Consider the following 24,430-nt stretch of genomic DNA (forward strand, 5'->3'; position numbering starts at 1 on the left):
ACCCCATGCAGCATGGTTGCTTATTGGTATTAATATATGAGACGTATATTCGTATGTCAGAAAATTTTGCGCAGTTATTTGAAGAAAGCTTAAAGGGTTTTGAAGCAGAGCAAGGCTCTATTGTTAAAGGTACAGTAATCTCAATCGAGAACAACATTGTACTTGTAGATGCTGGTCTTAAATCAGAAAGTGCTATCCCTGCAGAGCAGTTCAAAAATGCTGCTGGTGAACTAGAAGTTGCTGTTGGCGACGAAGTAGATGTTGCACTAGATGCAATCGAAGACGGTTTCGGTGAAACTATCCTTTCTCGTGAGAAAGCGAAGCGTCACGAAGCGTGGATCCGTCTTGAGAAAGCTTGTGAAGAGCAAGAGACTGTTACTGGTGTTATCAACGGTAAAGTTAAAGGCGGTTTCACTGTTGAAGTTGATTCAATCCGTGCTTTCCTACCTGGTTCACTTGTTGATGTTCGTCCAGTACGTGACACAACTCACCTTGAAGGCAAAGAGCTTGAATTTAAAGTAATCAAGCTTGATCAAAAACGTAACAACGTTGTTGTTTCACGTCGTGCAGTTATCGAATCAGAAAACTCACAAGAACGTGAAGAGCTTCTTGCTAACCTTGTTGAAGGTCAAGAAGTTAAAGGTATCGTTAAGAACCTTACTGACTACGGTGCGTTCGTTGACCTTGGTGGTGTTGATGGTCTACTACACATTACTGATATGGCGTGGAAGCGTGTTAAGCACCCTTCAGAAATCGTTAATGTTGGTGACGAAATCGCAGTTAAAGTTCTTAAATTCGACAAAGATAAAACTCGTGTATCTCTAGGCCTTAAACAGCTTGGTGAAGATCCATGGGCAGCTATCGCTGGTCGTTACCCAGAAGGTTCTAAACTTTCTGGTCGTGTAACTAACCTTACTGATTACGGTTGCTTCGTAGAAATCGAAGAAGGCGTTGAAGGTCTAGTACACGTTTCTGAAATGGATTGGACTAACAAGAACATCCACCCTTCAAAAGTTGTTTCACTAGGTGACACAGTTGAAGTTATGGTTCTTGAAATCGACGAAGAACGTCGTCGTATTTCTCTAGGTCTTAAGCAATGTATTGCTAATCCTTGGCAGGAATTTGCTCGTCTACAAAACAAAGGCGACCAAGTTACTGGTAAGATTAAATCAATCACTGACTTCGGTATCTTTATCGGTCTTGACGGTGGTATTGACGGTCTTGTACACCTTTCAGATATTTCTTGGAATACACCTGGCGAAGAAGCTGTACGTGAATTCAAGAAAGGCGACGAAATCACTGCTATCGTATTGCAAGTTGACCCAGAGCGTGAACGTATCTCTCTAGGTGTTAAGCAAATCGAAGCTGACCCGTTCAATAACTACCTTGATGCAAACAAAAAAGGTGCTATTGTTAAAGGTAAAGTGACTGAAGTTGATGCGAAAGGCGCAACTGTTGAACTTATCGAAGGCGTTGAAGGTTACATCCGTGTAGCTGATATCGCTCAAGAGCGCGTTGAAGATGCAACTACTGTTGTTTCTGTAGGCGACGAAGTTGAAGTTAAATACGTTGGTGTTGATCGTAAGAACCGCACTTTAAGCTTATCTGTTAAAGCTCTTTTCGAAGCAGAAGAGAAAGAAGTACTAGAGAAGCTTAAGAAAGAAGAGCCAGTGTTTGAAAACGCAATGGCAGCTGCTTTCGCAAATGCACAAAAAGACTAATAAATAATTAGTTTTTAGTTGGGAGGGCACCTTTGCCCTTCCTTTATCTTTTTATTAAGGAAACGCTATGACTAAGTCAGAATTGATAGAAACACTTGCGGAACAACACGCACAGGTTCCAGTGAAAGATGTTGAAAATGCTGTAAAAGAAATTCTAGAACAAATGGCCGGTTCATTATCTTCTTCAGATCGAATAGAGATCAGAGGATTTGGTAGTTTCTCTTTGCATTTCCGCGCTCCTCGCACAGGTCGTAACCCTAAAACTGGCGATACAGTAGAGTTAGATGGAAAGCACGTACCTCATTTTAAGCCAGGTAAAGAATTACGCGACCGCGTCAATGCGAGCATTGCCTAGTTAATATAACGGAGTAGTTACTTGTTCAAGGTATTGAAATTTATTCTGGTAGCGCTGTGCCTAATTAGCGCATTTGTATTAGGGTCACAAAACCCGCAGTTAGTACAAGTAAATTATATTATAGCCAGTAATACTCTGCCTTTAGCAGTAATAATAAGTATCTGCTTTTTGCTAGGTGCTTTAATAGGTTGTTTTATAAGCTTTAAGTTGTTTTCTCAGTTGAAGTGGCAAAATTACCGTTTGAAAAAACAGTTAGCGCCTGAGAAAAATAAAAACAAGCTTGACGTTAATAAAGACACCTAATTATGATTGAGCTTTTGTTTTTACTACTACCTGTTGCAGCCGGTTATGGTTGGATTATGGGTAAAAACAGTGCTAAAAATCATGCTCATCAACTTAATCGTCAAATAACTTCTGAATACAGTAAAGGGCTTAAGTTTTTATTAGACCGCGAAGAAGATCAAGGTTTAGAACATTTAATAAACCTACTTGAAGTTGCCGCTGATTCGGTTGAACACTATTCCACTCTTGCCACAATGTTTCGTCGCCGAGGCGAATTAGATCGCGCAATCAAAATTCATGAACTTCTTTTAAAACACCCAAGTTTGAGTGAGCAGCAGGCAGCTACTAGTCGCTTAGAATTAGCCGAAGATTATATAATGGCTGGCTTACTAGATGGTGCAGAAGAGCATTTGGTTTGGTTGGTCAAGGCCGGCCATGTAGAAGCTCTCGATCCTATTATTACCTTATATTCGCAAACTCGTGAGTGGGATAAAGGCATTAATATGTTTGAATCTCACAGCGAATTATTCTCTAAAGAGCAACAATTTAAGGCTATCGCGAATTTTTATTGTGAAGCTGCGCTTAGTGATAATAATCCTCAAATTATGCGTAAAGCGATTAGTTTAAATTATAAAGCAGTTAGGCCCTTGTACGAGCTAGGTGTCATCGCTTTTTCCAAAGAGGATTACGTTAAAGCTATTTACTACTGGCGTGAACTAATCTGTCAGTTTACGTTGTTTGCGCCGTTATTTATTGATGAGCTAGCGCATAGTTATAAACAACTTAACTTAACGCATCAATTTCATGAACTAGTAAGCGATTTACTAGACAAAGGTGGTGTTCTAATAAAAATAAAACATTGCCAAGCGCTCCTAGAGCAAGGTCACACTAAGCAAGCTTTTGATTTTTTAACTGATAGTTTAAAAAGGCAACCTACAATCAGAGGTTTTAGCTTTTTACTGCAGCTTATGGGTGACCAAAATAAAAGTACAAAAGAAGTGCTTAATGAAATTGATAGTCTTGTAACGTCATATATTGCTACTAAGCCAGACTTTCAATGCCAGCATTGTGGCTTCACGAGTTATACAATCTATTGGAATTGCCCTTCTTGTAAACATTGGGAAACCATTGTCCCAAGTAGAGGTTTAGACGGATTTTAATAACCCCTAAATACTTAATTATTGTAGAGCCCTTTACAAATTCGACTAGAAGTTTAACTAGCGCCAATATACTAATTAAACCTGCTTATTCACTTTGTGTAAGTTCGCTCAGCTAACTAAGTCAAATATACAAAAACTCTTTACTGCTATACATTAGGATAACTATGTCTTTCGAAAATTCAAAAAAAGTACTTATCGCTTTAGACTACGACGATCAAGAAACAGCGTTAGCATTTGTAAAACAACTTTCGCCCGATACTTGTCGCTTAAAAGTAGGCAAAGAAATGTTTACATACTTTGGTCCTGAATTTGTAAAAGAATTAATTGAACTTGGTTTTGATGTTTTTTTAGATTTAAAGTTTCATGATATTCCTAATACAGTCGCAAAGGCAGTCACAGCGGCTGCAAAAATGGGGGTGTGGATGGTAAATGTTCATGCATCGGGTGGTTTCGAAATGATGACTAAAGCAAAAGTGGCTTTAGAACCGTTTGGTGATAAAGCCCCAATTCTTATTGCTGTTACTGTATTAACAAGTATGGATGAGTCAGAATTAAAGCGATTAGGTATAAATAAATCACCTCAGGAGCAGGTAATATACCTTGCAAAATTAGCCAAGGAAGCAGGCCTTGATGGTGTTGTTTGTTCCGCGCAAGAAGCGAGTGTTTTAAAGGCTGAGCTTGGTGAGCATTTTAAACTAGTTACACCCGGTATTCGTCCTGAAGGTAGTGATGCAGGTGACCAGAAAAGAATAATGACCCCAAAACAAGCAATTAAAGCAGGTAGTGATTACTTAGTAGTAGGCAGGCCGATTACTAAAGCATCAAATCCAGTAAAAGTACTGCAAGATGTTAATGAGTCTATAAAATAGTTTACAAAAAACAGCAAATAAGTACTAAACCCCTTACGTTATGTGTAATTTGTGTTACATTTATAATATCAAAATGTTGTTAGGGGTTTTATTTTGAAGCTATTAATTGGTTCATTGGTCATTATTATCGCAGGCTTCTCTTTTAATAAATATGTGTTTTCGAGTAAAGCATATGATGGAGTTACAACAGTAACAGATGTTATTTCAGCGTATCCTGTAAATATGTTTGATTTTAAAAAAACAATGAAAGACTACGCACATCACCTTTGTTACAGAAATTCCGACACATTGAATGCCCAGGATATAAGTGTTAGTGCTTGTTTAACAAACCATGACGTAAAAAAATTAGAGTGTGAAAAAAAGGTGTTCAGGCTAGCACCATTGAACTTAGAATCAGAAAGGGAAGTACTTGATTATTCAAGGCAATATACGCAATGCACATTGCCTTATAAGTATATTTTAGGTTAAACACTCATTATATAAATATAGAATGAGTGTTGTTTAATTATTTCGATTTCAAGCGAATTGATTTTGCTTCAATTTCAATAAGCTCTTGCTTAAACAAACCACCAATTGCCTTTTTATAATTCGCTTTACTCGTAGAGAATACTTTTTTGATAAGTTCAGGATCAGATTTATCGCCAATAGCGAGTATTCCGCCTTCGTTTTTAAGCTTTTCCATTATTTTATCGCCAAGCTCACTTACCTTGCCCATGCCTGGCTTTTCTAGCACAACGTCAATTTTTCCGTCTTCTCTTACTTTTTTAACAAAGCCCTTAAGCTTTTGTCCTACAAATAAGTTTTTAAACACCATGTTGTAAAACACAACACCAAAGTGAGATTCTTCAATAAGCACTTTGTAGCCAATATCTGTTTTACCAGCAACAATTAAATCAACCTCTTGAAGATTGGTGTATTCAGGTTCATCTTTCGATAAAAAGCGATTAAAGTTAGTTGAAGCACAAATGCGTTGGCTGGCATTATCAAGGTACAATCGAACTAAATAAGAATGTCCCTCTTGCATGCGTGGCTTTTGTTCATTAAATGGGGCTAGTACATCTTTTTCTAATCCCCAGTCCAAAAAAGCACCGATACTATTTATTTCTTTGACACGTAAAAGGGCGTATTCACCTACTTGAGCATGTGGCTTTTTAACAGTCGCCGTTGGTAAATTAGCATTATCTAAATATATAAATACGCTAATGCTGTCACCAGCTTCAAGCTCATCTTTAATTTCGTTTTTTGGTAAAAAAACTTCACCTAAATCATGACCGTCCAAGTAAGCGCCTTCATTACTCACTTCTTTTACAAATAGGGTTTGTGTTGTTCCAAGGTAACTCATAATTATTCCTGCTCAGGCTTTTTTTTACGGCGCATTGGTGAATCGCCATCGATATTCATAGGGGCTTTAATGGGTGCCGCTGGTTTTTTAGGTTTTGCTTTACGTTTAATTTGTGGCTTTTTAACCTGCGTTACTTTTTTAGCTTTAACAGTTGCAGCAGGTTTTTTCTCTTTTATCCCTTTAAATTTAGCTTTAAGTCCGTCAATAGTTGCAAATTTAAGCTCATCATTTAAAAAAGATTTAATTGCTAAATAACTAGCCCAATCTTTAGGGCCTACTAACGAAATAGCGGTACCTTTAAAACCAGCACGTCCAGTTCTACCTATTCTGTGAACATATTCTTCAGCATGTTTTGGCAAATCAAAGTTAATTACATGCGTTACGCTTAACAAATCTAAACCACGGGATGCGACATCAGTGGTAATTAATATCTTGAAGTTTCCTCTGCTAAACGAGTCCATAATGTCTAAGCGTTTGCTTTGTGTTAAATCACCCGCTAGTGCGACTGATTTAAATCCTTTGTTGTTTAGCTCTTCGCTCAAACGACTTGTATCTGCGCGGGTGGCAGTAAATATTATGCATTGGCCAACTTCGTCTTGCTTTAAAAAGTGTGCTAATAATGCTTCTTTGTGATCTAGGTGGTCGGCTAGGTAGAGTGTTTGCGTTATATCGCTGTGTTGCTCGTTTGCAGCGCTAAGCGTAATTTGTTTTGGTTTTTTTAATAAATTACGCGAAAGCGCATCTACTTGTGCATGGTCAAGCGTTGCTGAAAATAATAATGTTTGTCGAAGGCGGTGATTTGCTTCGTCATTAATTAGTTTTAATTGTTCGGTAAAGCCCAGATCTAATATGCGATCTGCTTCATCAAAAATCAGCAGCTCTAACCCACTTAACTGTAAAGAGCGTTTAGTCACATGATCAGCCAGACGACCCGGTGTTGCAACTACAAACTGTGGATCGTTTCTTAATGCTTTAATTTGGTCGTTAAAGTTCTCACCACCTAATACTTTAACTGCCTTAATAGCAGTGCCTGCTATTAATAAACGTAGTTGAGTAAAAACTTGCGTGGCTAGTTCGCGTGTAGGGGCAACAATAAGTACACGTGGATCGCGTTTACTGAGTGCTTTTTGTTTCATAACCCGTTGAACTGCTGGTAATAAAAACGCCAAGGTTTTGCCCGACCCAGTCTTCGACTGAGCAAAAATGTCATGCCCTGCAAGTGCGGTAGGCACTGCATGTGCTTGAATGTCTGTGGGCTGGGTGATCCCTTGATGTGCTAATTGTGTTTCAAGGCGAGTATCAATCCCAAGATCAGTAAAGTGCAATGTAATGTTCTCCAATGTGCAACTTAAATTAATTGCTGCATTATAGCGTACACATGGCTTATCCCGACAGCAAAAAGCAATGTATGCTGCTATTTTTTGCAATTAATCTAAAAAAGCGTAAAATACGCGCCCCATATGCGCCGGATTTACGATTCGGTAAATGCCAATATTGGCTTATTAAGGCAAAATAGGAAATAAAATGACAGCTGTTCATAAAGACGATCTTACCAGCGAACACTTTGTAGTGTGCGCATTATACAAATTTGTAGGCCTACCTGAATTTGAGGCATTACGTAAACCTTTATTAGAGGTTATGGAAGCAAACGAAGTTCGAGGCACATTACTTTTAGCTGCAGAAGGAATAAATGGCACTGTTTCTGCTAAAAGAGAAGGCATTGATAACCTCCTTGCATGGCTAGATGAGCAGCCAAATTTAAAAAATATTGTCACTAAAGAATCTTATGACGACGAATGCCCGTTTTACCGCACAAAAGTAAAACTAAAAAAAGAAATTGTAACAATGGGCGTAGAGGGAATTGATCCCCTTAAAGTCGTGGGAAGCTATGTTAAACCTCAAGACTGGAATGCATTAATTTCTGACCCAGAGGTTGTTTTAATTGATACGCGTAATGATTACGAAATTGAAATTGGTACATTTCAAAATGCCGTTGATCCCAATACAACCACTTTTCGTGAATTTCCGCAGTGGGCAAAAGAAAATCTTGATCCAGAAAAACATAAAAAAGTAGCTATGTTTTGTACAGGTGGCATTCGCTGTGAAAAATCAACGGCCTATATGAAAGAACAAGGCTTTGATGAAGTTTATCACCTTGAAGGCGGAATACTTAAGTATTTGGAAGAGGTGCCAAAAGAAGAAACCATGTGGGAAGGCGAATGTTTTGTATTTGATAATCGCGTTGCTGTAAACCATGACCTACAAAAGGGATCGTACGATCAGTGTCATGCCTGTCGTATGCCTATTACTGAACAAGAAAAACAAAAGCCTGAGTATCTTGAAGGTGTTTCATGCCATCATTGTATTGATAACGTTACTGATGAGCAGCGTGCGCGCTTTGCAGAGCGTCAAAAACAAATTGAACTTGCTCAGGCTCGTGGTGAAGGGCATATAGGTAACGAAGCACAGGCTGTTCTTCAACAGCGCAAAGAAGCTAAAAAAGCACAAAAAGATGCGCAACGCGCAAAGTAATTCATCGGTGATATTTATTAAATAAAAAAGAGCTTCACGGCTCTTTTTTTTGGCCAAAATTTGTTATTCATCTTAAATAGTTGAGTGTTCAGCGTTAACACAGGCTAATTTTGATCACACTTTTGTTACACTGCGTACAGTGGTTAACAAAATTGTCTATTAGGTGGTTCTTTGAAATTGCGCATACTTCTATTAAATATCTACTTGTTATTATTCATTTTTAGCACCGCAGCATCAAGTGCAAATGTAATGGTACAAAAAGTAACAACGGAACGTACAAAAGAAGAGGTAAAAGCTGTAGGAAATGCAGAAGCAATTCATTCCGTTATATTATTCCCTGCTGTTGGTGATAGAGTTACAGCAGTTCACTTTAAACCGGGTAACTTTGTTAAAGAAGGTGATGTTTTAGTTGAACTAGACTCTCGTAGGCAAAAAGCAGCGCTTCAACAAGCAGAAATAACCCTAGCAGACACTCAGCGTACACTTAACAGACTCAGCGAAAGTCACAAAAAAGGGGCAATCCCTAAAAGTGACTTAGATGATGCTAAAACTCTGCATGCACTTGCTGAGGTAGCACTTATCAATGCAAAAACAGACCTAGAAGATAGAACAGTACTTGCGCCATTCGATGGTGTGATGGGGCTTACTGATGTTGAAAAAGGGGATCGCATTACAGAGCAAACAGCCATAGCGACTATTGATGATACCCGCAGTTTGTATATCAACTTTAACGCACCTGAGTCAGCTGTCTCTATGCTAAAAAATAAAGGCATTGTTGAAGTAACACCATGGCAAAGTGCAAAAGCCATTAATGCTCAAGTTTCATATTTAGATTCGCGAATAAATCCACAAACCCGTACCTTACGAGTTAAAGCCAAACTGGAAAATACAAATGATCAGTTTATGCCAGGTATGAGCTTTCGAATTAATATTACAATGCAAGGGGAGTCATACGCGGTTGTGCCTGAAGCTGCACTTATGTGGGGAGCAACAGGTTCCTACGTTTGGAAAAGTATAAATAAAAAAGCTACGCGTATTGATGTAAAAATAGAGCAACGCTTAGCTGGGCGATTGCTAGTTTCAGGTAACTTAAATGAAAACGATATATTGGTTGTTGAAGGCGTACAACGCTTGCGCGAAAACCAAACATTAACGTTTGCTAATGCCAGTAATTTAGAGGAATAACAATGAAAAATTCCCCTATGATGCAAGATCTCCCTTCAATGGCAATTCGCCGCCCTGTGCTTATTGTTGTTTTAAATCTATTAATTATAATTGCCGGTTTAGCTGCAATCGCTGGCATTGAAGTTAGAGAGTTACCAGATGTTGATAGACCGCGTATAACAGTCTCAGCATCATTTCCTGGTGGGTCACCCGAAACGGTTGACACAGAAGTAACCAGCAAACTGGAAGGGGCAATAGCCCGAGTGAGTGGCGTTAAATCAATACGTGCGCAAAGTGAAGAGGGCAGTGCTCGTATTGTTGTTGAGTTTCGCCCGGGCGTTGACTTAGATAATGCAGCTAACGAAACCAGAGAGTCTGTTGCTCGTGTACAACGAGAGTTACCAGAGGAGGTGGAGCGTGTTGCCATTATCAAAGCCGATAACGATGCAGAAGCGGTTGTATCGCTCACTGTGTCAAGTAGTAGTCTGGCTCTTGAAGCCCTTACTGAGCGAGTCGAGACCGATTTAGCACCTCAATTTCTAACAATACCAGGCGTTGCCGATGTAAGGTTGAACGGAGACCGTAAACGCGTTTTACGTGTTCGTTTAGATCCCCTTAAATTAAGCAGTTTTAATCTTACTATTCCTGATGTAGCAGACGTTTTACGAGAAGCGCCCTTTGATGTACCCGCGGGTAGCCTTAAATCAAGTGATCAACAAATAATTGTTAGAGCCGATGCAACTTCTATTACACCTAGTGAAGTAGCAGATATTATTGTTAGCGGCGATACACGAGTAGGTGATATTGCATCGGTCTATTTTGGTCCTGCTGATCCACGCTCTATGGTTCGTTTAGATGGCAAACCCGTAATTGGTATGGAGGTTATTCGCCAAGCGCAGTCGAATACAATTGAAATATCGGATGAAGTTCTTCAGTTGCTCGAAAACATGCGCAAACGATTCCCTGAGCTCGAATTTACGCTAACCTCAGATGACGCGCAATTTATAAGAAGCTCAGTTGATGAAGTAATCAATTCCTTAGTGCTTACCGTTTTGTTAGTGGTAATAACATTATGGGTATTCATAGGTTCGTGGCGCGCTACACTTGTGCCTGCTTTTGCTATACCTGTTGCGCTTATAGGTTCACTTGCTCTTATTTGGGCCCTTGGTTTTTCTATCAATATACTCACTTTATTAGCGCTTGTGCTTGCCACGGGTTTAATAGTCGATGATGCAATTGTTGTGAGTGAAAACATACAACGTCAAAGAGGCTTAGGACTTGGTCGGCGCGCTGCCGCTGTCATAGGTACGAGAGAAGTATTTTTTGCGGTTGTTGCCACAACTGCGGTATTGGCAGCGGTTTTCATTCCTATTGCTTTTTTACCTTCTACTGCAGGACGATTATTTAGAGAGTTTGGCGGGGTGCTTGCCGGCGCCGTTATTATTTCAAGTTTTGTTGCATTATCACTTGTTCCTGCATTGACTTCAAAATTAAAACTGAAAAAACAAAGCAACCACCCGTTTGCTAAAGTAGGCAACAAGCTTGTTAAGCTTTACAGTACAACCATAAAAAGCGTTTTGAACCGTGCTTGGTTAGTTCTCATTGCATGCATATTAATAGCCTTTGGTTCTGGTGCATTGTATCTAAACCTCGATAACGAACTTTTACCAACAGAGGACAGGGGTAAAATACGAATTTTTGCCAGAGGACCTGATGGTGTAGGTTTGAACTTTATGGACAGGCAAGCAATGCAGATGGAAGATATTTTGTTGCCTTTCGTAGAAAGTGGTGAAATAGAATCTATTTACACCGTTGTTGGGCAATGGGACCCTAATATAGTGTTTATAACGGTTCCTCTTAAGCATTGGGACGACCGTCAATTTACTCAACAAGAAATCATTAATAAAATTCGTGGTCCGTTAGGTGAAATTCCAGGCGCAGCCGGACGTGCATCGGGTTCAAACAGTTTAAATTTAAGAGGCCAAGGTGGCGGAATAGAAATAGCTTTATTAGGCCAAGACTACCAACAAATTTTTATTGCTGCGCAAGACTTTGCAAAACAAATTGAAAATGCAATCCCAGGTACAGCGCCTGTGCGAGTATCTTATCAGCCGTCACAACCACAATTACGTGTAAATATTGATAGACGAAGAGCCGAAGAGTTGGGTGTATCGCTAAGTGATATTTCAATTACACTTCGTGCCGCCATAAATGGTGATGATATTGCTGATTTAAACATTGGTGACCAATCAATACCTATTATGTTGCAAGTGCAAAACCAAGTTATTCAAGATCCAAGTGATTTAGCAAACCTGTATGTGGCAAGTTCACAAGGAAGGTTAGTCCCAATTAGTAGCTTAGCTAATATTAGTGAAGAGGGCGTTGCTGCAGAGCTTGAGCGTCATGCTCAGCGTCGTGCTATTGAATTGGATATGGAATTACCCGATGGGATGACGATTGCAGATATGGTCGAGCAAATTCGTAATTTGTCTCAGCAATCTTTGCCTCAGGGCATTACTCTTGCGTTTAAAGGCGAAGCGCTGACCTTCGAAGAAACTGCAAACGAAGTCCTTCTGACTTACGTTTTAGCATTTTTAATCGTATTACTTGCATTAGCTGCTCAATTCGAAAGTGTTAACAGTGCCATAGTGGTAATGCTAACAGTTCCATTTGGTATTACCTCTGCTATCTTAGCGCTGTATTTAACGAATACGTCTCTCAATATTTATTCTCAAATTGGTTTAGTAATGTTGATTGGTCTGATTGCAAAAAATGCTATTTTACTGGTTGAATTTGCAGACCAACTTCGCGATCAAGGCTTATCTGTGCGTGAGGCGGTTGAAGAGGCTGCGCTAGTTAGGTTACGTCCAATCACTATGACACTCGTTTCTACGTTGCTTGGTGCACTACCATTAATATTATCAAGTGGGGCGGGTGCCGAAGCGCGTAATGCAATAGGCTGGGTCGTATTTGGTGGGCTGTCGCTTGCTGTTTTATTTACGTTATACTTAACACCAGTCATCTATTTAGGGCTTGCACGTTTTACTAAGCCAAGAGGGGATGAAACTAAACAGCTTGCTCAAGAGCTTGAACATACAGAGTAAATCTTTATGAGCCTAATTAATCTTTTTTCTTTAAAAAACGGTTAATTAGGCCCACAATTGTATTACTGGATATTAGTAGGGATCTATAATGCAAAGCGAGCAAATTGAAATAGCGCAATTTTTATCACAACACCCTCCTTTTGATGATCTTCCTCAAAAAGCATTAGATGAACTTGCCCAACAAGTTGAAGTCAGTTACTTCAGGGCTAATACCGATATTTTACAATATGGCCAAGACATAGCTGATTTATACATAATAAGAAGTGGCTCTGTTGAAATGTACCGACGTGATGGTGAGCTGTATAACCGTTTGGCCACCGCAGGAATATTTGGGCAAATGGGGTTACTAATGAATCGAAAGGTGCGTTTTCCGGCTACAGCGCTCGAAGACACCTTAGTTTATTGTATAAACGTTGACATTTTTTTGCAGTATTGTGATGAATATGAAGTATTTGCAGATTACTTCGAAACGGATGGTAACGTGCGTTTGCATCAGGCAATAGTAGAACAAGCCGATGGAAACGATTTAACGACTGCCAAAGTTAAATCGTTACTTCACCGAGAGGTTGTCACAGTTGATGCAACTGAAACAGTAAAAAATATTGCACAGCTAATGACTGATGAATCGGTATCGTCAGTGCTAGTTACCGACGTTAATAAGCCCGTAAATAACGACCCCCAAGAAGATGACGGGCAAGTTGTTGGCATAATAACAGATAAAGATTTACGCACTAAAGTTGTGGCGCAGGGGCTTGCTTTCAACACACCTGCACACGTTATTATGTCCACTAACTTAGTGCTACTTGATCAAAATGACTATATTTTTGAAGCTGTGTTAGCCATGCTCAGAGATAACTTACATCATCTTCCAGTGGTACAAAAAAAACGGCCGATAGGTGTTATTTCTTTATCAGATATTTTGCGTTATGAATCGCAGAGTAGCTTATTGTTGGTGCGTGGTATATTGGCACAGCAGTCTGTGGAAGATTTAGCCCACTATGCAAATCAGCTTCCCCGTGTATTTGTGCGCATGGTAAATGAAGACGCTAACTCTCACATGGTTGGTACTGCAATGGCTGTTATTGGCCGTACCTTTAAACAACGACTGCTAATACTTGCAGAAGAAAAGTTCGGCCCGCCGCCAGTACCTTACTGCTTTATTGCATTAGGCTCTATGGCAAGGGATGAACAACTTATTGTTACCGACCAAGATAATGCACTCATATTAGATAATAGTTATGACGATGAAAAACATAATACATATTTTCAAAACTTAAGTGACTTTGTTTGTGATGGACTAGCTCAATGTGGCTATAGCTATTGCGACGGTGAAATTATGGCATCCTTTAAAAAGTGGCGAAAAACACAAGACCAATGGTTTGAGCAATTTTCCCAATGGATTGCTGAGCCTAAACCACAGGCTTTGCTTAATAGCTCTATATTTTTTGATTTAGACGGTGTGTGGGGTAAAACAAAATGGGCTGATGAGTTAAAAACATTTATTGCAAAACAAAGTGCAAGTAACAGAGTGTTTTTAGCTAACATGGCATCAAATGCACGAAATAGAACACCTCCTCTTGGTTTTTTTAAAGGGTTTGTTCTCGAGCACAACGGACAGCATCAAAAGTCTATGAACTTAAAACGACGCGGTACTGCGCCATTAAGTGATGTAGTTCGTGTTCATGCACTTGCAATTGGCTCTCGTAAGCAAAATTCATTTGATCGCTTAGAAGATATTATAGAAGCCAATGTTTTACCTGAAGGTAAAGCGCAAGATTTACGTGATGCGTTAGAGTACATTTCAATGACGCGTATACGCCATCAGGCATGGCAAATTGAACAGGGTGAAGCACCCGATAATAACCTTGACCCCCATTTACTTTCTCCTTTCGAACAGCGACATTTGAAAGATGCTTTTGCTATTTTAGATAAGGCGCAAAGTTACCTTAAATTTTGTTATAGCGCACATTCAGGTGTGAAATAATCTATGTTTTTTAAAGAAGTAACAAACTGGAAAATACGTTATGCACAGCTTGCCGACAATACACAAAATAATCTAATAAAAGAGTTTTATTTATCGGCATTTAGCAATGCTAACGCCCCTGTAAAAGAGATTTCTTTTGTTGCATTAGATTTTGAAACAACAGGGCTAAATAGCCAAACAGATGATATTGTGAGTGTAGGATTAGTCCCTTTCACATTAACGCGAATATACTGTAAACAGAGCAAGCACTGGCTTGTTCAGCCAAGACGAAACCTAAGTGAATCGTCTATTGTGATCCACGGTATTACTCATAATGATGTAGATAACGCGCCCGACTTTGACAACATTATTGCTCCTTTGCTTGATGCGTTACGTGCTAAGGTGATTGTTGTTCACTATGCGGCAATCGAACGTGGCTTTTTAAACAGTGCCTTAATATTGCGATTAAGAGAGCATATTGAGTTTATGGTTGTTGATACCATGGAACTTGAGCGCAGAGCGCTCAAGGCAAAACAAGGCTTAATTGGGCAGTTATTTAACTCTAAATTGGGGTCGTTGAGGCTAAATGACTGTCGCAAACGTTATTCACTACCAGCTTATGAAGGGCATCATGCGCTAACCGATGCGCTTGCAACCGCTGAGCTTTTGCAAGCTCAATTACGTCATCATTACACTGAAGAAACCCCATTGTGCGCCATATGGAGCTGAACACATACAAATAAAAACGCCGCAAAAAATGCGGCGTTTTGTTATTATTAATTTATTACTTAGTCGGTCTAGGCTCAGTTCTTAAACCTAACAATAAGCTCACACACATAAGTAAAAGCACAAACGTAAATGGTAAGCCTGTTGACACAGCACCTGCTTGTAAGGCCTCAATAGCCTGTGTTCCGCCAATCCAAAGTAGCGCAGCAGCAATAGCGCCCTCAACTGTAGCCCAAAATATTCGCTGGGGGACGGGAGCGTCAATCTTACCACCAGCAGTAATAGAGTCGATTACTAACGACCCAGAGTCTGACGAGGTAATAAAAAACACAAGTACAAGAACAATCGCAATGAACGATAAAATATTTGAAAGCGGAAGCTCATCCATCATATGAAACATTGCTAAAGGAACCTCAGTTAAGCCATTAAGCCCAAGCGCGCCTACACCATTTATTATCTGGTCAATTGCAATACCGCCGTAGATAGACATCCATAATACCGTTACTAAGGTTGGGATTAGTAACACAGCGATTAAGAATTCACGAATAGTGCGTCCGCGTGAAACACGGGCTATAAACATACCAACGAAAGGTGACCACGAAATCCACCATGCCCAGTAAAATACAGTCCAACCGTGCATCCATGTTTCGTCTTCACGGCCATGTGGGTTGCTCAAAGGAATAATGTTTTCAACATAGCCCATCACGGTATTTGGGATGTTGCCCATAGCTACAGCAAATCCAACTAGGCAAACAAACAATAACAATACAAACGCTATTAGCATGTTTATATTACTAAGTAGTTTTACACCGCCATCAATGCCGCGAACAACAGAGATAACCGCTAATAAAGTAACCCCTACAATTACTAATATTTGCGAACCAATACCGCCTTCTAAACCAAATACATGATTAATACCTGCAGAGGCTTGTTGGGCACCCAATCCTAGAGAGGTAGCTAGACCAAACAAAGTCGCCAAAACAGCCAAAATATCAATAATGTGACCTGGCCATCCCCACGCCTTATCACCTAAAATAGGGTAAAAAATCGAACGAATTGAGAGTGGTAGCCCTTTGTTGTAAGCAAAAAAAGCAAGGGATAAACTCACCACTGCATAGATTGCCCACGGATGAAGACCCCAGTGAAACATGGTTGCACCCATAGCTAGCTTTGCCGCTTCTGGCGTGTTTGCTGCAACGTTTAACGGTGTTTCGTACCAACCAGTATAATAAGCAACAGGTTCAGCTACACCCCAAAACATAAGGCCAATCCCCATACCCGCTGCAAATAACATGGCAAGCCATGAAAGACGTGTATGAGATGGTTTAGCTTCACTTCCTCCTAAGCGTATATTTCCATATGGAGATACAATAAGTGCTAAACAGAAAACGACAAAAAAGTTAGCAGCCCACATAAATAGCGCATCGAAGTTATTAATGATATCGAATTTAATTGTATCTAGTGCCGTTTTAGCTGTTTGTGGCTCAGTAACAAGTAAGGCAACTAAAAATAAAATAATAAGGCCCGCACTTATCCCAAAAACAGGGTTATGAATATCAAACCCCCACTTTTGAACGTTATCCTGTCCTACGGTGTAATCTGTATTGTCGATACTATATTTGTCATGATTTTCCTTCATGCAATACCTCTTTTTTAATTATAAATAACTGGTTTATCCAGCCGCCCATTAAATACATTAGTCTATATACAGAGAATGAAAAATAATTTGAAGACTAACTAATAATATTCCTATCTTACAGATGATATGAAGTTACATAAACGTTTAAAGTAAAAAATAGTCAAAATAGCGTGTTTTATGGGTATTATTAGCTGCATAAATAGCGATTTTAGAAATTAATAATAGGCAGGCAATATTTATAAGGTTAGAACTTAAACTATAATTTAACAAATAGTTACTTATTAACTAAGTGATCTATCAAGGCTGGGAAGTAAGCTGTAATAAATGGAGTGGGGGAGTTTTATACACTGCATAAAATTTATGCAGTGTATAAATTAGTGCTTATTTTTTACCTGTGTAAGCGTCGTTGTGAACGCCCGCTGCACGACCAGAAGGGTCTGCATTGTTTTGGAACGACTCATCCCAAGCAAGTGCTTCAGGAGTTGAACAAGCAACTGACTTGCCATGTGGTACACACTTTGCTGATGCGTCACCTGGGAAGTGCGACTCAAAAATAGTACGGTAGTAGTAAGCTTCTTTTGAATCAGGGGTATTAATAGGGTATTTGAACTTTGCATTAGCAAGGTCTTGATCGCTTACTTGCTCTTCAACATACTCTTTTAATGTATCAATCCAACTGTAGCCAACACCATCAGAAAACTGTTCTTTTTGGCGCCATAAAACTTCATCTGGTAAATAACCACCAAAACCTTCACGTAAAATATGCTTTTCAATTTTACCATCTTTGCACATTTTTGCTTCAGGATTGATGCGCATAGCAACATCAACAAATTCTTTATCAAGGAATGGTACGCGGGCTTCAACGCCCCATGCGGCCATCGACTTATTAGCGCGCAGGCAGTCAAACATATGAAGTTTAGAAACTTTACGGTTTAGTTCTTCATGAAATTCTTGTGCATTAGGTGCCTTGTGGAAGTATAAGTAACCACCAAATAATTCATCTGCACCTTCACCAGAAAGAACCATTTTAATACCCATGGCTTTAATTTGACGCGCCATTAAATACATAGGGGTTGATGCACGAATTGTGGTTACATCATAGGTTTCTATGTGGTAAATAACCTCTCGAAGCGCATCAATACCTTCTTGAATAGTAAAAATGATAGGGTGATGCACCGTACCAATCATATCTGCTACTTTTTGAGCCGCCGCTAAATCGGGCGAACCTTCAAGGCCAACTGAAAATGAGTGAAGTTTTGGCCACCAAGCATCGCTTTCGTCATTATCTTCAATACGTTTAGCAGCAAAACGCTGTGTAATAGCAGAGATGACTGATGAGTCTAATCCACCTGACAGTAATACACCGTATGGTACATCACACATAAGTTGGCGTTTAACGGCTGCTTCTAATGCGTCTTTTACATCTGCTGACTCTGCGCTGTTATCTTTAACTGCGTCGAAAGTTTGCCAATCACGTTTGTAATAAGGCTTAAGCTCACCATCTTTACTGTAAAGATAATGACCAGGGGGGAATTCTTCAATGTGTTTACAAATCGGAGAAAGTGCTTTCAGCTCAGAGGCAACATAAAAGTTACCATGTTCATCGTGGCCAGTGTAAAGCGGTATGATACCGATGTGATCACGACCTATTAAGTAGGCGTCATTTTCTTCATCGTATAGGCAAAACGCAAAAATACCATTTAAGTCATCTAAAAACTCAGGGCCTTTTTGCTTGTATAGCGCTAAAATAACTTCACAATCAGACTGAGTCTGAAAGGTAAAATCAGTGTCTAAATTCGCAGCTAACTCTTTGTGATTATATATTTCCCCATTTACCGCTAAAATATGCGTTTTTTCTGGGTTGTATAGAGGTTGCGCACCGCTAGATACGCCAACAATTGCAAGACGCTCGTGAACTAAAACTGCTTTTTCAGACGCGTAAACACCAGACCAATCTGGCCCTCGGTGTCGTAGTAATTTTGACATTTCAATTGCTTGAGTACGCAATTGAGCGGGATCAGATTTTATATCTAACACCCCAAAGATTGAACACATAGTAACTCCTCATTCCTATTATGTGTGCAGAACAGCCAATTTGCTGAACTGCGAACCCTTGTTTTATCAGAAATAATTACTCAAGTCACACAGCTTTTGCAATTAATTAAGAATAATTTATGCACCAATGTTTAACTGGCTGCACCTTGCTGGTTAACAAGGCGAAACTCTGACTGTTTTTACATCAATTTGACTGTATAAACTCTGAACTATTCATCAGTCAATCAAGCAGGCCGAACTCGTTTATGTAACTAAGTAGTGCAATAAACTACATTTAACTAAGCGCGGTTTAACGTCCCCCACTATTGCCTAGGCCTCTACTTTTAAGTGCAATGCTTAACTGGTTTAAATGGCCTTTGAGTTTTTGTTTAGCTTTTAGTGCTTGTTTAAACGTCACGTATTCAAATTCAATTGTATCTAGCGGTTTATATTGAGCAAATTGATGTAAATCTGCTTCAATGACGGTGCCTAATAAGGGATAACCTCCCGTTGTTTGTGCATCGTTTAACAATACAATGGGTTCTCCACTTGGGGGCAGTTGGATACTTCCTGGACTCACAGCAAGAGAAGGTAATGAGTGTGAGTGAGTTAAAGAATAATTATCACTTTGGAGTCTTACGCCCATACGGTTACTATTGTGACTCACTTTAAACGACGATTGAGTAAACCCATTAATGATTTGTTTGGAGAAAAGCTCTGCATGTGGGCTTGGGTATACACGCACAATTTTACGTTTTGGCGGCATAAGTGCGCCGCATTGAGTAAATTCTGATTGGTAAGGAGTAATTTTAATATTGTCACCGGCTATGAGCGATTTGCCATTTGGTCCGCCAAAACCAGCATTTAAATCAGTGGCTCTAGAATTCATAATAACCGAGCTTTGAATGCCCCCTTTAACGGCAATGTAGGCTCTTAATCCGGCTCTGCCTGTTGAAAACTTAAGCACTTGTTTTTGTTTTACATTGTATGTCCAACCCGGGTAAATAGGTTTTTCATCAAGTGTTGCATTTAAATCAGCACCAAATAAGGCAATTACTGTGTTGCATTCAAACTCAAGTTCGCACATGCCAACAGTCACCTCAAGCACAGCGGCATTTTTATCATTATTTAAAAGGCAGTTTGCTATGGTTTGTGCATAAGGGTCTAAGCTACCAGACTGACTAACGCCTAAATGGCGGTATCCGCTGCGTCCAAAATCTTGAATGGTCAGTAATGGGCCACTTTTAATCACTTTAATCATGATTTATTTCCCCACCGATATAGGTATAAATTCGAGCGTATCACCAGGCTGTATTAAACATGGTTTTTTTAGCTTTGCATCAAACAAGGGTGTGTCAGTATGGCCAATAATATGCCAACCACCGGGCGAATCTGAAGGGTAAATCGCTGTTTGCTCAGCGCCAATAGCAACAGAGCCTTTAGGCACTTTTAGGCGAGGCTCGGCACGTCTTGGTGTAAAAAGGTGTTCGTTTAACCCGTTTAAGTATGCAAAACCAGGTAGAAACCCTAAAAATAAAACAGCGTACTGCGCTTTACTGTGAAGATTAATGACGTCATCAATACTTAAATTATGAAAGTTGGCCACGTAGTTTAAATCTGCGCCATTGTAATGCGTCTTAATTTTATGATGTTTAGCAACAAACTCATTTGGCTTAATGTTATTCCAAATATCTAGTAATTCTTCATGCCATTTGGCTAACTCTATTTCTTGCTTAAGATACAAAGTGAGTGAGTTCATAGCTGGTACAACGTCGATAAATGACCCACTTGTATTACAGTGGCTTGCTAAAGACCAAATTTTGTTTTGAATACTGAGAGTGTCGTTAGCGCTTAAATGAGATGCATCAAACATTAGGCTATTGTTTGATAAAGCGTAAACGTGAGGATTTTGCATTGGTAAAACCTAATTCGGACATCATTAAGCAAACCTAACACATATTTAGTTAAATATTGACAACCTTGAGACTAACAAAAAAAACATTTTATACAAAATAGTTAATACACTAATTCTGTAATCTCATTGCCAATGAGGTTTAAAAGTAAACTTTATATCTTAAGCCTCGTAATAAATAAGCACGTAGTTTGAAATAATAATCAAGATTAAATGGTCTCAATGAGTACGGACTTGTTTAGAGGTATATTATGAATTATCAGCAATTATTATATTTATCGGGCGCTGCCATTATATTTAGCGCAGGCACTTTTGCTTTATCAATGGAAAAAGTAGAACAAAGCAATTTAGATGCGAGCATGCATGTGGAAACACTTGTACTAGGATCGGGGTGTTTTTGGGGCGCAGAAAAGCGCTATGAAGCACTAGAAGGAGTGATTGATGCAGAGTCTGGCTATGCTGATGGGAAAGGCTTCGAGGCTACTTACAGAAATATTACTAAGCAATCACGTCGTTTTGACGAAAATAACTACGCTGAAGTAGTTAAAGTTACTTACAACAGCAATATTATTTCCGCACAAGCATTACTTAAAAATTACTTTGAAAGTCACGATCCTACCCAGCTAAACAAACAAGGTAACGACATTGGTACGCAATACCGTTCAATTATTTTAACGAGCAACAATGAGCAAAGTGACACTGCTTTCAAGGTTAAAGCGCAGTACCAACAATTATTAACCAATGCAGGGTATGGAGATATAGTCACTGCAATAAAACCACTCGAGGGGTTTATTGCCGCGGAAGAATACCATCAAAATTATTTGCAGAAAAACCCTAATGGTTATTGCCCTGATCATTCTACTGGTGTTGTTTTTGAACCAGTACCTGATGAAACTAAAGACAACACTGCCTTGTTAGCAGGTAAGCAAATTGTGGTTATAGACTCACGCGATTATTGCCCCTACTGCGAGAAGTTTAAAAAAGAGGTGGCGAATGACTACAAAGGAACGATTCCTTTATCATTTAGATTTGCTGATCAATTAGACGGATTAACGATTAAATCGGCTACTTGGGCAACACCGACTATTCTATTTTTAGAAAATGGCGAAGAAGTATACGGACGCCAGGGCTATGCAAACCGCGATACCTTTTATAAAGCCCTAGGGGCATTTAAATTAGGAGATAGCGAAGCCTATAAGGTCGCATTTAATGCCAAAACAGATCGTCCTTATTGTAAAGAATACAAAATATTTAAAAATACTCCAGATGGTACCTTTGTCGACAAGCTCAGTGGAGAGGCTTTGTTTGATACCCGTGATCGCTTTAATTCTGGCACAGGTTGGCTGTCGTTTACGCACCCTGTTAAAAATAGTGTAACCGAACATGAAGACAACAGTTGGGGCATGCAGCGCATAGAATTGAGGTCTAAAAGTTCAGGAATTCATTTAGGTCACTTATTTCCGGGTGAAGGACCAAGAGGGGAAGACAGATATTGTATCAATGCAACCGTATTAGACTTTATACCTCGTGATAATAGCTAACATTACATATAACCAATTGGTCTATAAGTAAAGTCAGTCCACTGAATTAAGTGACGGTGTGAGAGTATGGAAACATTGCCTAATAAATAATTACGCTTAAGTTATTTAAAAGAGAGTTTTGTACGTTGGCAGTGGCGCTAGGTGGGTAAAGGTTACTATTTATTTATGTAATGTTTTACTCGTTTGTATATAGGCACAAAAAAAGCCCTTAATTACTTAAGGGCTTTTCAAATATTTGGGATAGGGCGTAATTAAGTTGTAAAAATAAAACAGCCCAAACTAGGTCACCACCTAACTTGAACTGTTTTTCACACTGACAACATCTTCACACACAATAAAGATTCGGTTACTGCCAAAGGCAGATTTTAATATTATGCGGCCGTTGGGAGGGAATAAAAACAGCCCAAACTAGGTCACCACCCAACTTGAACTGTTTTTCACACTGACAACATCTTCACACACAATAAAGATTCGGTAACTGCCAAAGGCAGATTTTAATATTATGTGGCCGTTGGGAGGGAATAAAAACAGCCCAAATTAAGTCACCACCTAACTTGAACTGTTTTTCACACTGACAACATCTTCACACACAATATAAAGATTCTTTTCTATATTTATATGAGTCATAAAAACTAAATTGGTTTCAAATTTAGTCTTTTTATATAACAACTCATTCGCCATAAATGCTTTCGTTAAATAGACTTTATGTTGTTTCCTAAATTCAAACAAACGATAAAAATAAAACTGATAAGTGAAAAAATTTAAACCATAAAAAAATTAAATAAAAAAGCCAACCTATTGATAATAATTTAGCTTTTTCATTAATTTTATGTGAATTTTTTATTAATTATACAGCTGAAGAATAATTATATTTATGCTGAAAAATGATTATTCTTGAGTTTTTCTAAAAGTATCAACTACCCATTTAGCAAACAGATCAAGAGGGTGATTGGCTACATTCGAGTCATGTTGAACCAAGTAATATTTATCTTTTGTTGTTAATGGCTGTTCAAATAACTTATACAACCATTGCTCGTCTAACCAGCTCTGGCTTATTGGTAAAGGTATTAGCGCAATTCCCATACCTTGCTGTGCAGCTCGTGCTACACCAAACATACTATCTATTTGAATAATCTGCGTAGGCGAGAAGTCATCTATGCCTACTTTTTCAGCCCACTGGTGCCACGCCCAAGGTCGCGCTTTATGGAGAATAAGCGGAACTTGGTTTAATGCTTGTAAATCGTTCTTTTTCCACTGTTCAAGTAATTTTTTATTACATGCAGGGATGTATTCTAAATTAAACAATTCAGTCACTGCACCCTCCGTTGGCTTACTCGAAGAAAGCACAATAGATAAATCACTATGGCGGGTAAGTTCTTTGCGTGTTTTGAGTGTATCCATTTGTAAATTTATATTTGGATGCTGAGTAGTCCACTCACTTAATTTTGGCATCAGCAATTCGCTGGCAAAAAATTCTGGCAGGGTAATTGTGATATTCGTGTTTTGTTGTAATTGACTAAACTCGTTAATGGTTCCCTCTAGCATGGTAATAATAGGGGAGATCGCATCAAAAAAGTTTTTTCCAGCCGTAGTTAGGCTTATAGAGCGAGTTTTACGATGAAATAGCTCTATACCAAGTTGTTCTTCTAATTGTTTTATTTGGTGGCTTACCGCCGACGGCGTTAAATACAGCTCATTAGCTGCATGCTTAAAACTTAGGCTTCTTGCTGCAAAGCAAAAAGAACGAAGACCACGAATAGGAGTTTGCATGTTTTCCAGTGTTTAAATGTTTAGATTACCTGTACAGGCAAATATCGATCCAAATGTTATTATTCAATACTATCAATAACTTAATTTTATTGATAGGGCAGCTTCACAATTTTGGTGCATCATAACAACAAATTAGTGCAATAGCTCTAGCTAAATAACACAGTATTTATGCATCTATTATAGTTAATAATTTATTAAGCGTGTATTAATTAACCATAAAAATAGTATTGAAAGCAAAAAAAATCCCTCTTACGAGGGATTTTGGGTAACTCAGCGCCATTGGCACTGGGAATGAGGTCGGTACAGGGTGAAACTA

Annotated in this window: 19 protein-coding genes; 12 read left to right on the plus strand and 7 right to left on the minus strand. The window is 39.0% G+C overall.

Going from position 1 to position 24,430, the window contains the following annotated elements:
- The first annotated feature begins 53 nt into the window (after positions 1-53).
- The 6 genes from rpsA to ATS76_RS09385 all read left to right on the plus strand — a co-directional run bounded on the left by rpsA (position 54) and on the right by ATS76_RS09385 (position 4,855).
- Complete coding sequence (gene rpsA, locus ATS76_RS09360; RefSeq protein ID WP_006794164.1) at positions 54-1,721, plus strand: 30S ribosomal protein S1; 1,668 nt, start codon at positions 54-56, stop codon at positions 1,719-1,721.
- 67 nt (positions 1,722-1,788) lie between these two features.
- Positions 1,789-2,076: an integration host factor subunit beta gene (ihfB, locus tag ATS76_RS09365; RefSeq protein WP_058551909.1), complete on the plus strand. Its 288-nt coding sequence runs from the start codon at positions 1,789-1,791 to the stop codon at positions 2,074-2,076.
- A 21-nt stretch (positions 2,077-2,097) separates the two neighbouring features.
- Positions 2,098-2,379 (plus strand): lipopolysaccharide assembly protein LapA domain-containing protein, encoded by a 282-nt coding sequence (locus tag ATS76_RS09370; protein WP_058551910.1) that lies wholly within the window; start codon positions 2,098-2,100, stop codon positions 2,377-2,379.
- A gap of 2 nt (positions 2,380-2,381) precedes the next feature.
- Positions 2,382-3,518, plus strand: coding sequence for a lipopolysaccharide assembly protein LapB (gene lapB / locus ATS76_RS09375; protein ID WP_058551911.1), 1,137 nt, complete (start codon positions 2,382-2,384; stop codon positions 3,516-3,518).
- 164 nt (positions 3,519-3,682) lie between these two features.
- Positions 3,683-4,387, plus strand: coding sequence for an orotidine-5'-phosphate decarboxylase (gene pyrF, locus ATS76_RS09380; RefSeq protein WP_058551912.1), 705 nt, complete (start codon positions 3,683-3,685; stop codon positions 4,385-4,387).
- Positions 4,388-4,480: 93 nt separating this feature from the next.
- The gene (locus ATS76_RS09385) at positions 4,481-4,855 is read left to right on the plus strand and encodes a hypothetical protein (protein ID WP_058551913.1); all 375 of its coding nucleotides are present in this window, start codon (positions 4,481-4,483) and stop codon (positions 4,853-4,855) included.
- A gap of 37 nt (positions 4,856-4,892) precedes the next feature.
- Here ATS76_RS09385 and ATS76_RS09390 read toward each other — a convergent pair whose 3' ends face one another.
- Entirely contained in the window at positions 4,893-5,729 is an 837-nt protein-coding gene (locus ATS76_RS09390) for a CvfB family protein (protein WP_058551914.1), read from the minus strand.
- Between the two features lie 2 nt (positions 5,730-5,731).
- Positions 5,732-7,054, minus strand: coding sequence for a DEAD/DEAH box helicase (locus ATS76_RS09395; protein ID WP_039036923.1), 1,323 nt, complete (start codon positions 7,052-7,054; stop codon positions 5,732-5,734).
- Positions 7,055-7,253: 199 nt separating this feature from the next.
- Here ATS76_RS09395 and trhO point away from each other — a divergent pair, with 199 nt between their 5' ends.
- The 5 genes from trhO (at position 7,254) to ATS76_RS09420 (ending at position 15,221) form a co-directional block, all read left to right on the plus strand.
- Positions 7,254-8,261 carry an oxygen-dependent tRNA uridine(34) hydroxylase TrhO gene (trhO, locus tag ATS76_RS09400; protein WP_058551915.1) on the plus strand — a complete coding sequence of 336 codons (1,008 nt, stop codon included), beginning with the start codon at positions 7,254-7,256 and terminating at the stop codon, positions 8,259-8,261.
- 171 nt (positions 8,262-8,432) lie between these two features.
- Entirely contained in the window at positions 8,433-9,446 is a 1,014-nt protein-coding gene (locus tag ATS76_RS09405; protein ID WP_058551916.1) for an efflux RND transporter periplasmic adaptor subunit, read from the plus strand.
- A gap of 2 nt (positions 9,447-9,448) precedes the next feature.
- Positions 9,449-12,529, plus strand: coding sequence for an efflux RND transporter permease subunit (locus ATS76_RS09410; RefSeq protein ID WP_058551917.1), 3,081 nt, complete (start codon positions 9,449-9,451; stop codon positions 12,527-12,529).
- 88 nt (positions 12,530-12,617) lie between these two features.
- Positions 12,618-14,513, plus strand: coding sequence for a DUF294 nucleotidyltransferase-like domain-containing protein (locus tag ATS76_RS09415; protein ID WP_058551918.1), 1,896 nt, complete (start codon positions 12,618-12,620; stop codon positions 14,511-14,513).
- A 3-nt stretch (positions 14,514-14,516) separates the two neighbouring features.
- Positions 14,517-15,221, plus strand: coding sequence for a 3'-5' exonuclease (locus tag ATS76_RS09420; RefSeq protein WP_058551919.1), 705 nt, complete (start codon positions 14,517-14,519; stop codon positions 15,219-15,221).
- Positions 15,222-15,276: 55 nt separating this feature from the next.
- Here the strand turns inward: ATS76_RS09420 and ATS76_RS09425 are convergent, their stop codons facing one another.
- The 4 genes from ATS76_RS09425 to pxpB all read right to left on the minus strand — a co-directional run bounded on the left by ATS76_RS09425 (position 15,277) and on the right by pxpB (position 20,806).
- Entirely contained in the window at positions 15,277-16,857 is a 1,581-nt protein-coding gene (locus ATS76_RS09425) for a BCCT family transporter (RefSeq protein WP_058551920.1), read from the minus strand.
- A 381-nt stretch (positions 16,858-17,238) separates the two neighbouring features.
- Positions 17,239-18,912 (minus strand): asparagine synthase B, encoded by a 1,674-nt coding sequence (gene asnB / locus ATS76_RS09430; RefSeq protein ID WP_058551921.1) that lies wholly within the window; start codon positions 18,910-18,912, stop codon positions 17,239-17,241.
- A gap of 289 nt (positions 18,913-19,201) precedes the next feature.
- On the minus strand, positions 19,202-20,152 hold the full coding sequence (locus ATS76_RS09435; protein WP_058551922.1) for a biotin-dependent carboxyltransferase family protein: 951 nt from the start codon (positions 20,150-20,152) through the stop codon (positions 19,202-19,204).
- 3 nt (positions 20,153-20,155) lie between these two features.
- Positions 20,156-20,806 carry a 5-oxoprolinase subunit PxpB gene (gene pxpB, locus ATS76_RS09440; protein WP_058551923.1) on the minus strand — a complete coding sequence of 217 codons (651 nt, stop codon included), beginning with the start codon at positions 20,804-20,806 and terminating at the stop codon, positions 20,156-20,158.
- A 248-nt stretch (positions 20,807-21,054) separates the two neighbouring features.
- Here pxpB and msrA point away from each other — a divergent pair, with 248 nt between their 5' ends.
- Entirely contained in the window at positions 21,055-22,344 is a 1,290-nt protein-coding gene (msrA, locus tag ATS76_RS09445; RefSeq protein WP_058551924.1) for a peptide-methionine (S)-S-oxide reductase MsrA, read from the plus strand.
- Positions 22,345-23,232: 888 nt separating this feature from the next.
- On the opposite strand, the gene ATS76_RS09450 is transcribed toward msrA, so the two are convergent.
- On the minus strand, positions 23,233-24,114 hold the full coding sequence (locus tag ATS76_RS09450) for a LysR family transcriptional regulator (protein WP_058551925.1): 882 nt from the start codon (positions 24,112-24,114) through the stop codon (positions 23,233-23,235).
- Positions 24,115-24,430: the final 316 nt, after the last annotated feature.

The organism is Pseudoalteromonas sp. 10-33, from assembly GCF_001469195.1.
Classification (GTDB): domain Bacteria; phylum Pseudomonadota; class Gammaproteobacteria; order Enterobacterales; family Alteromonadaceae; genus Pseudoalteromonas.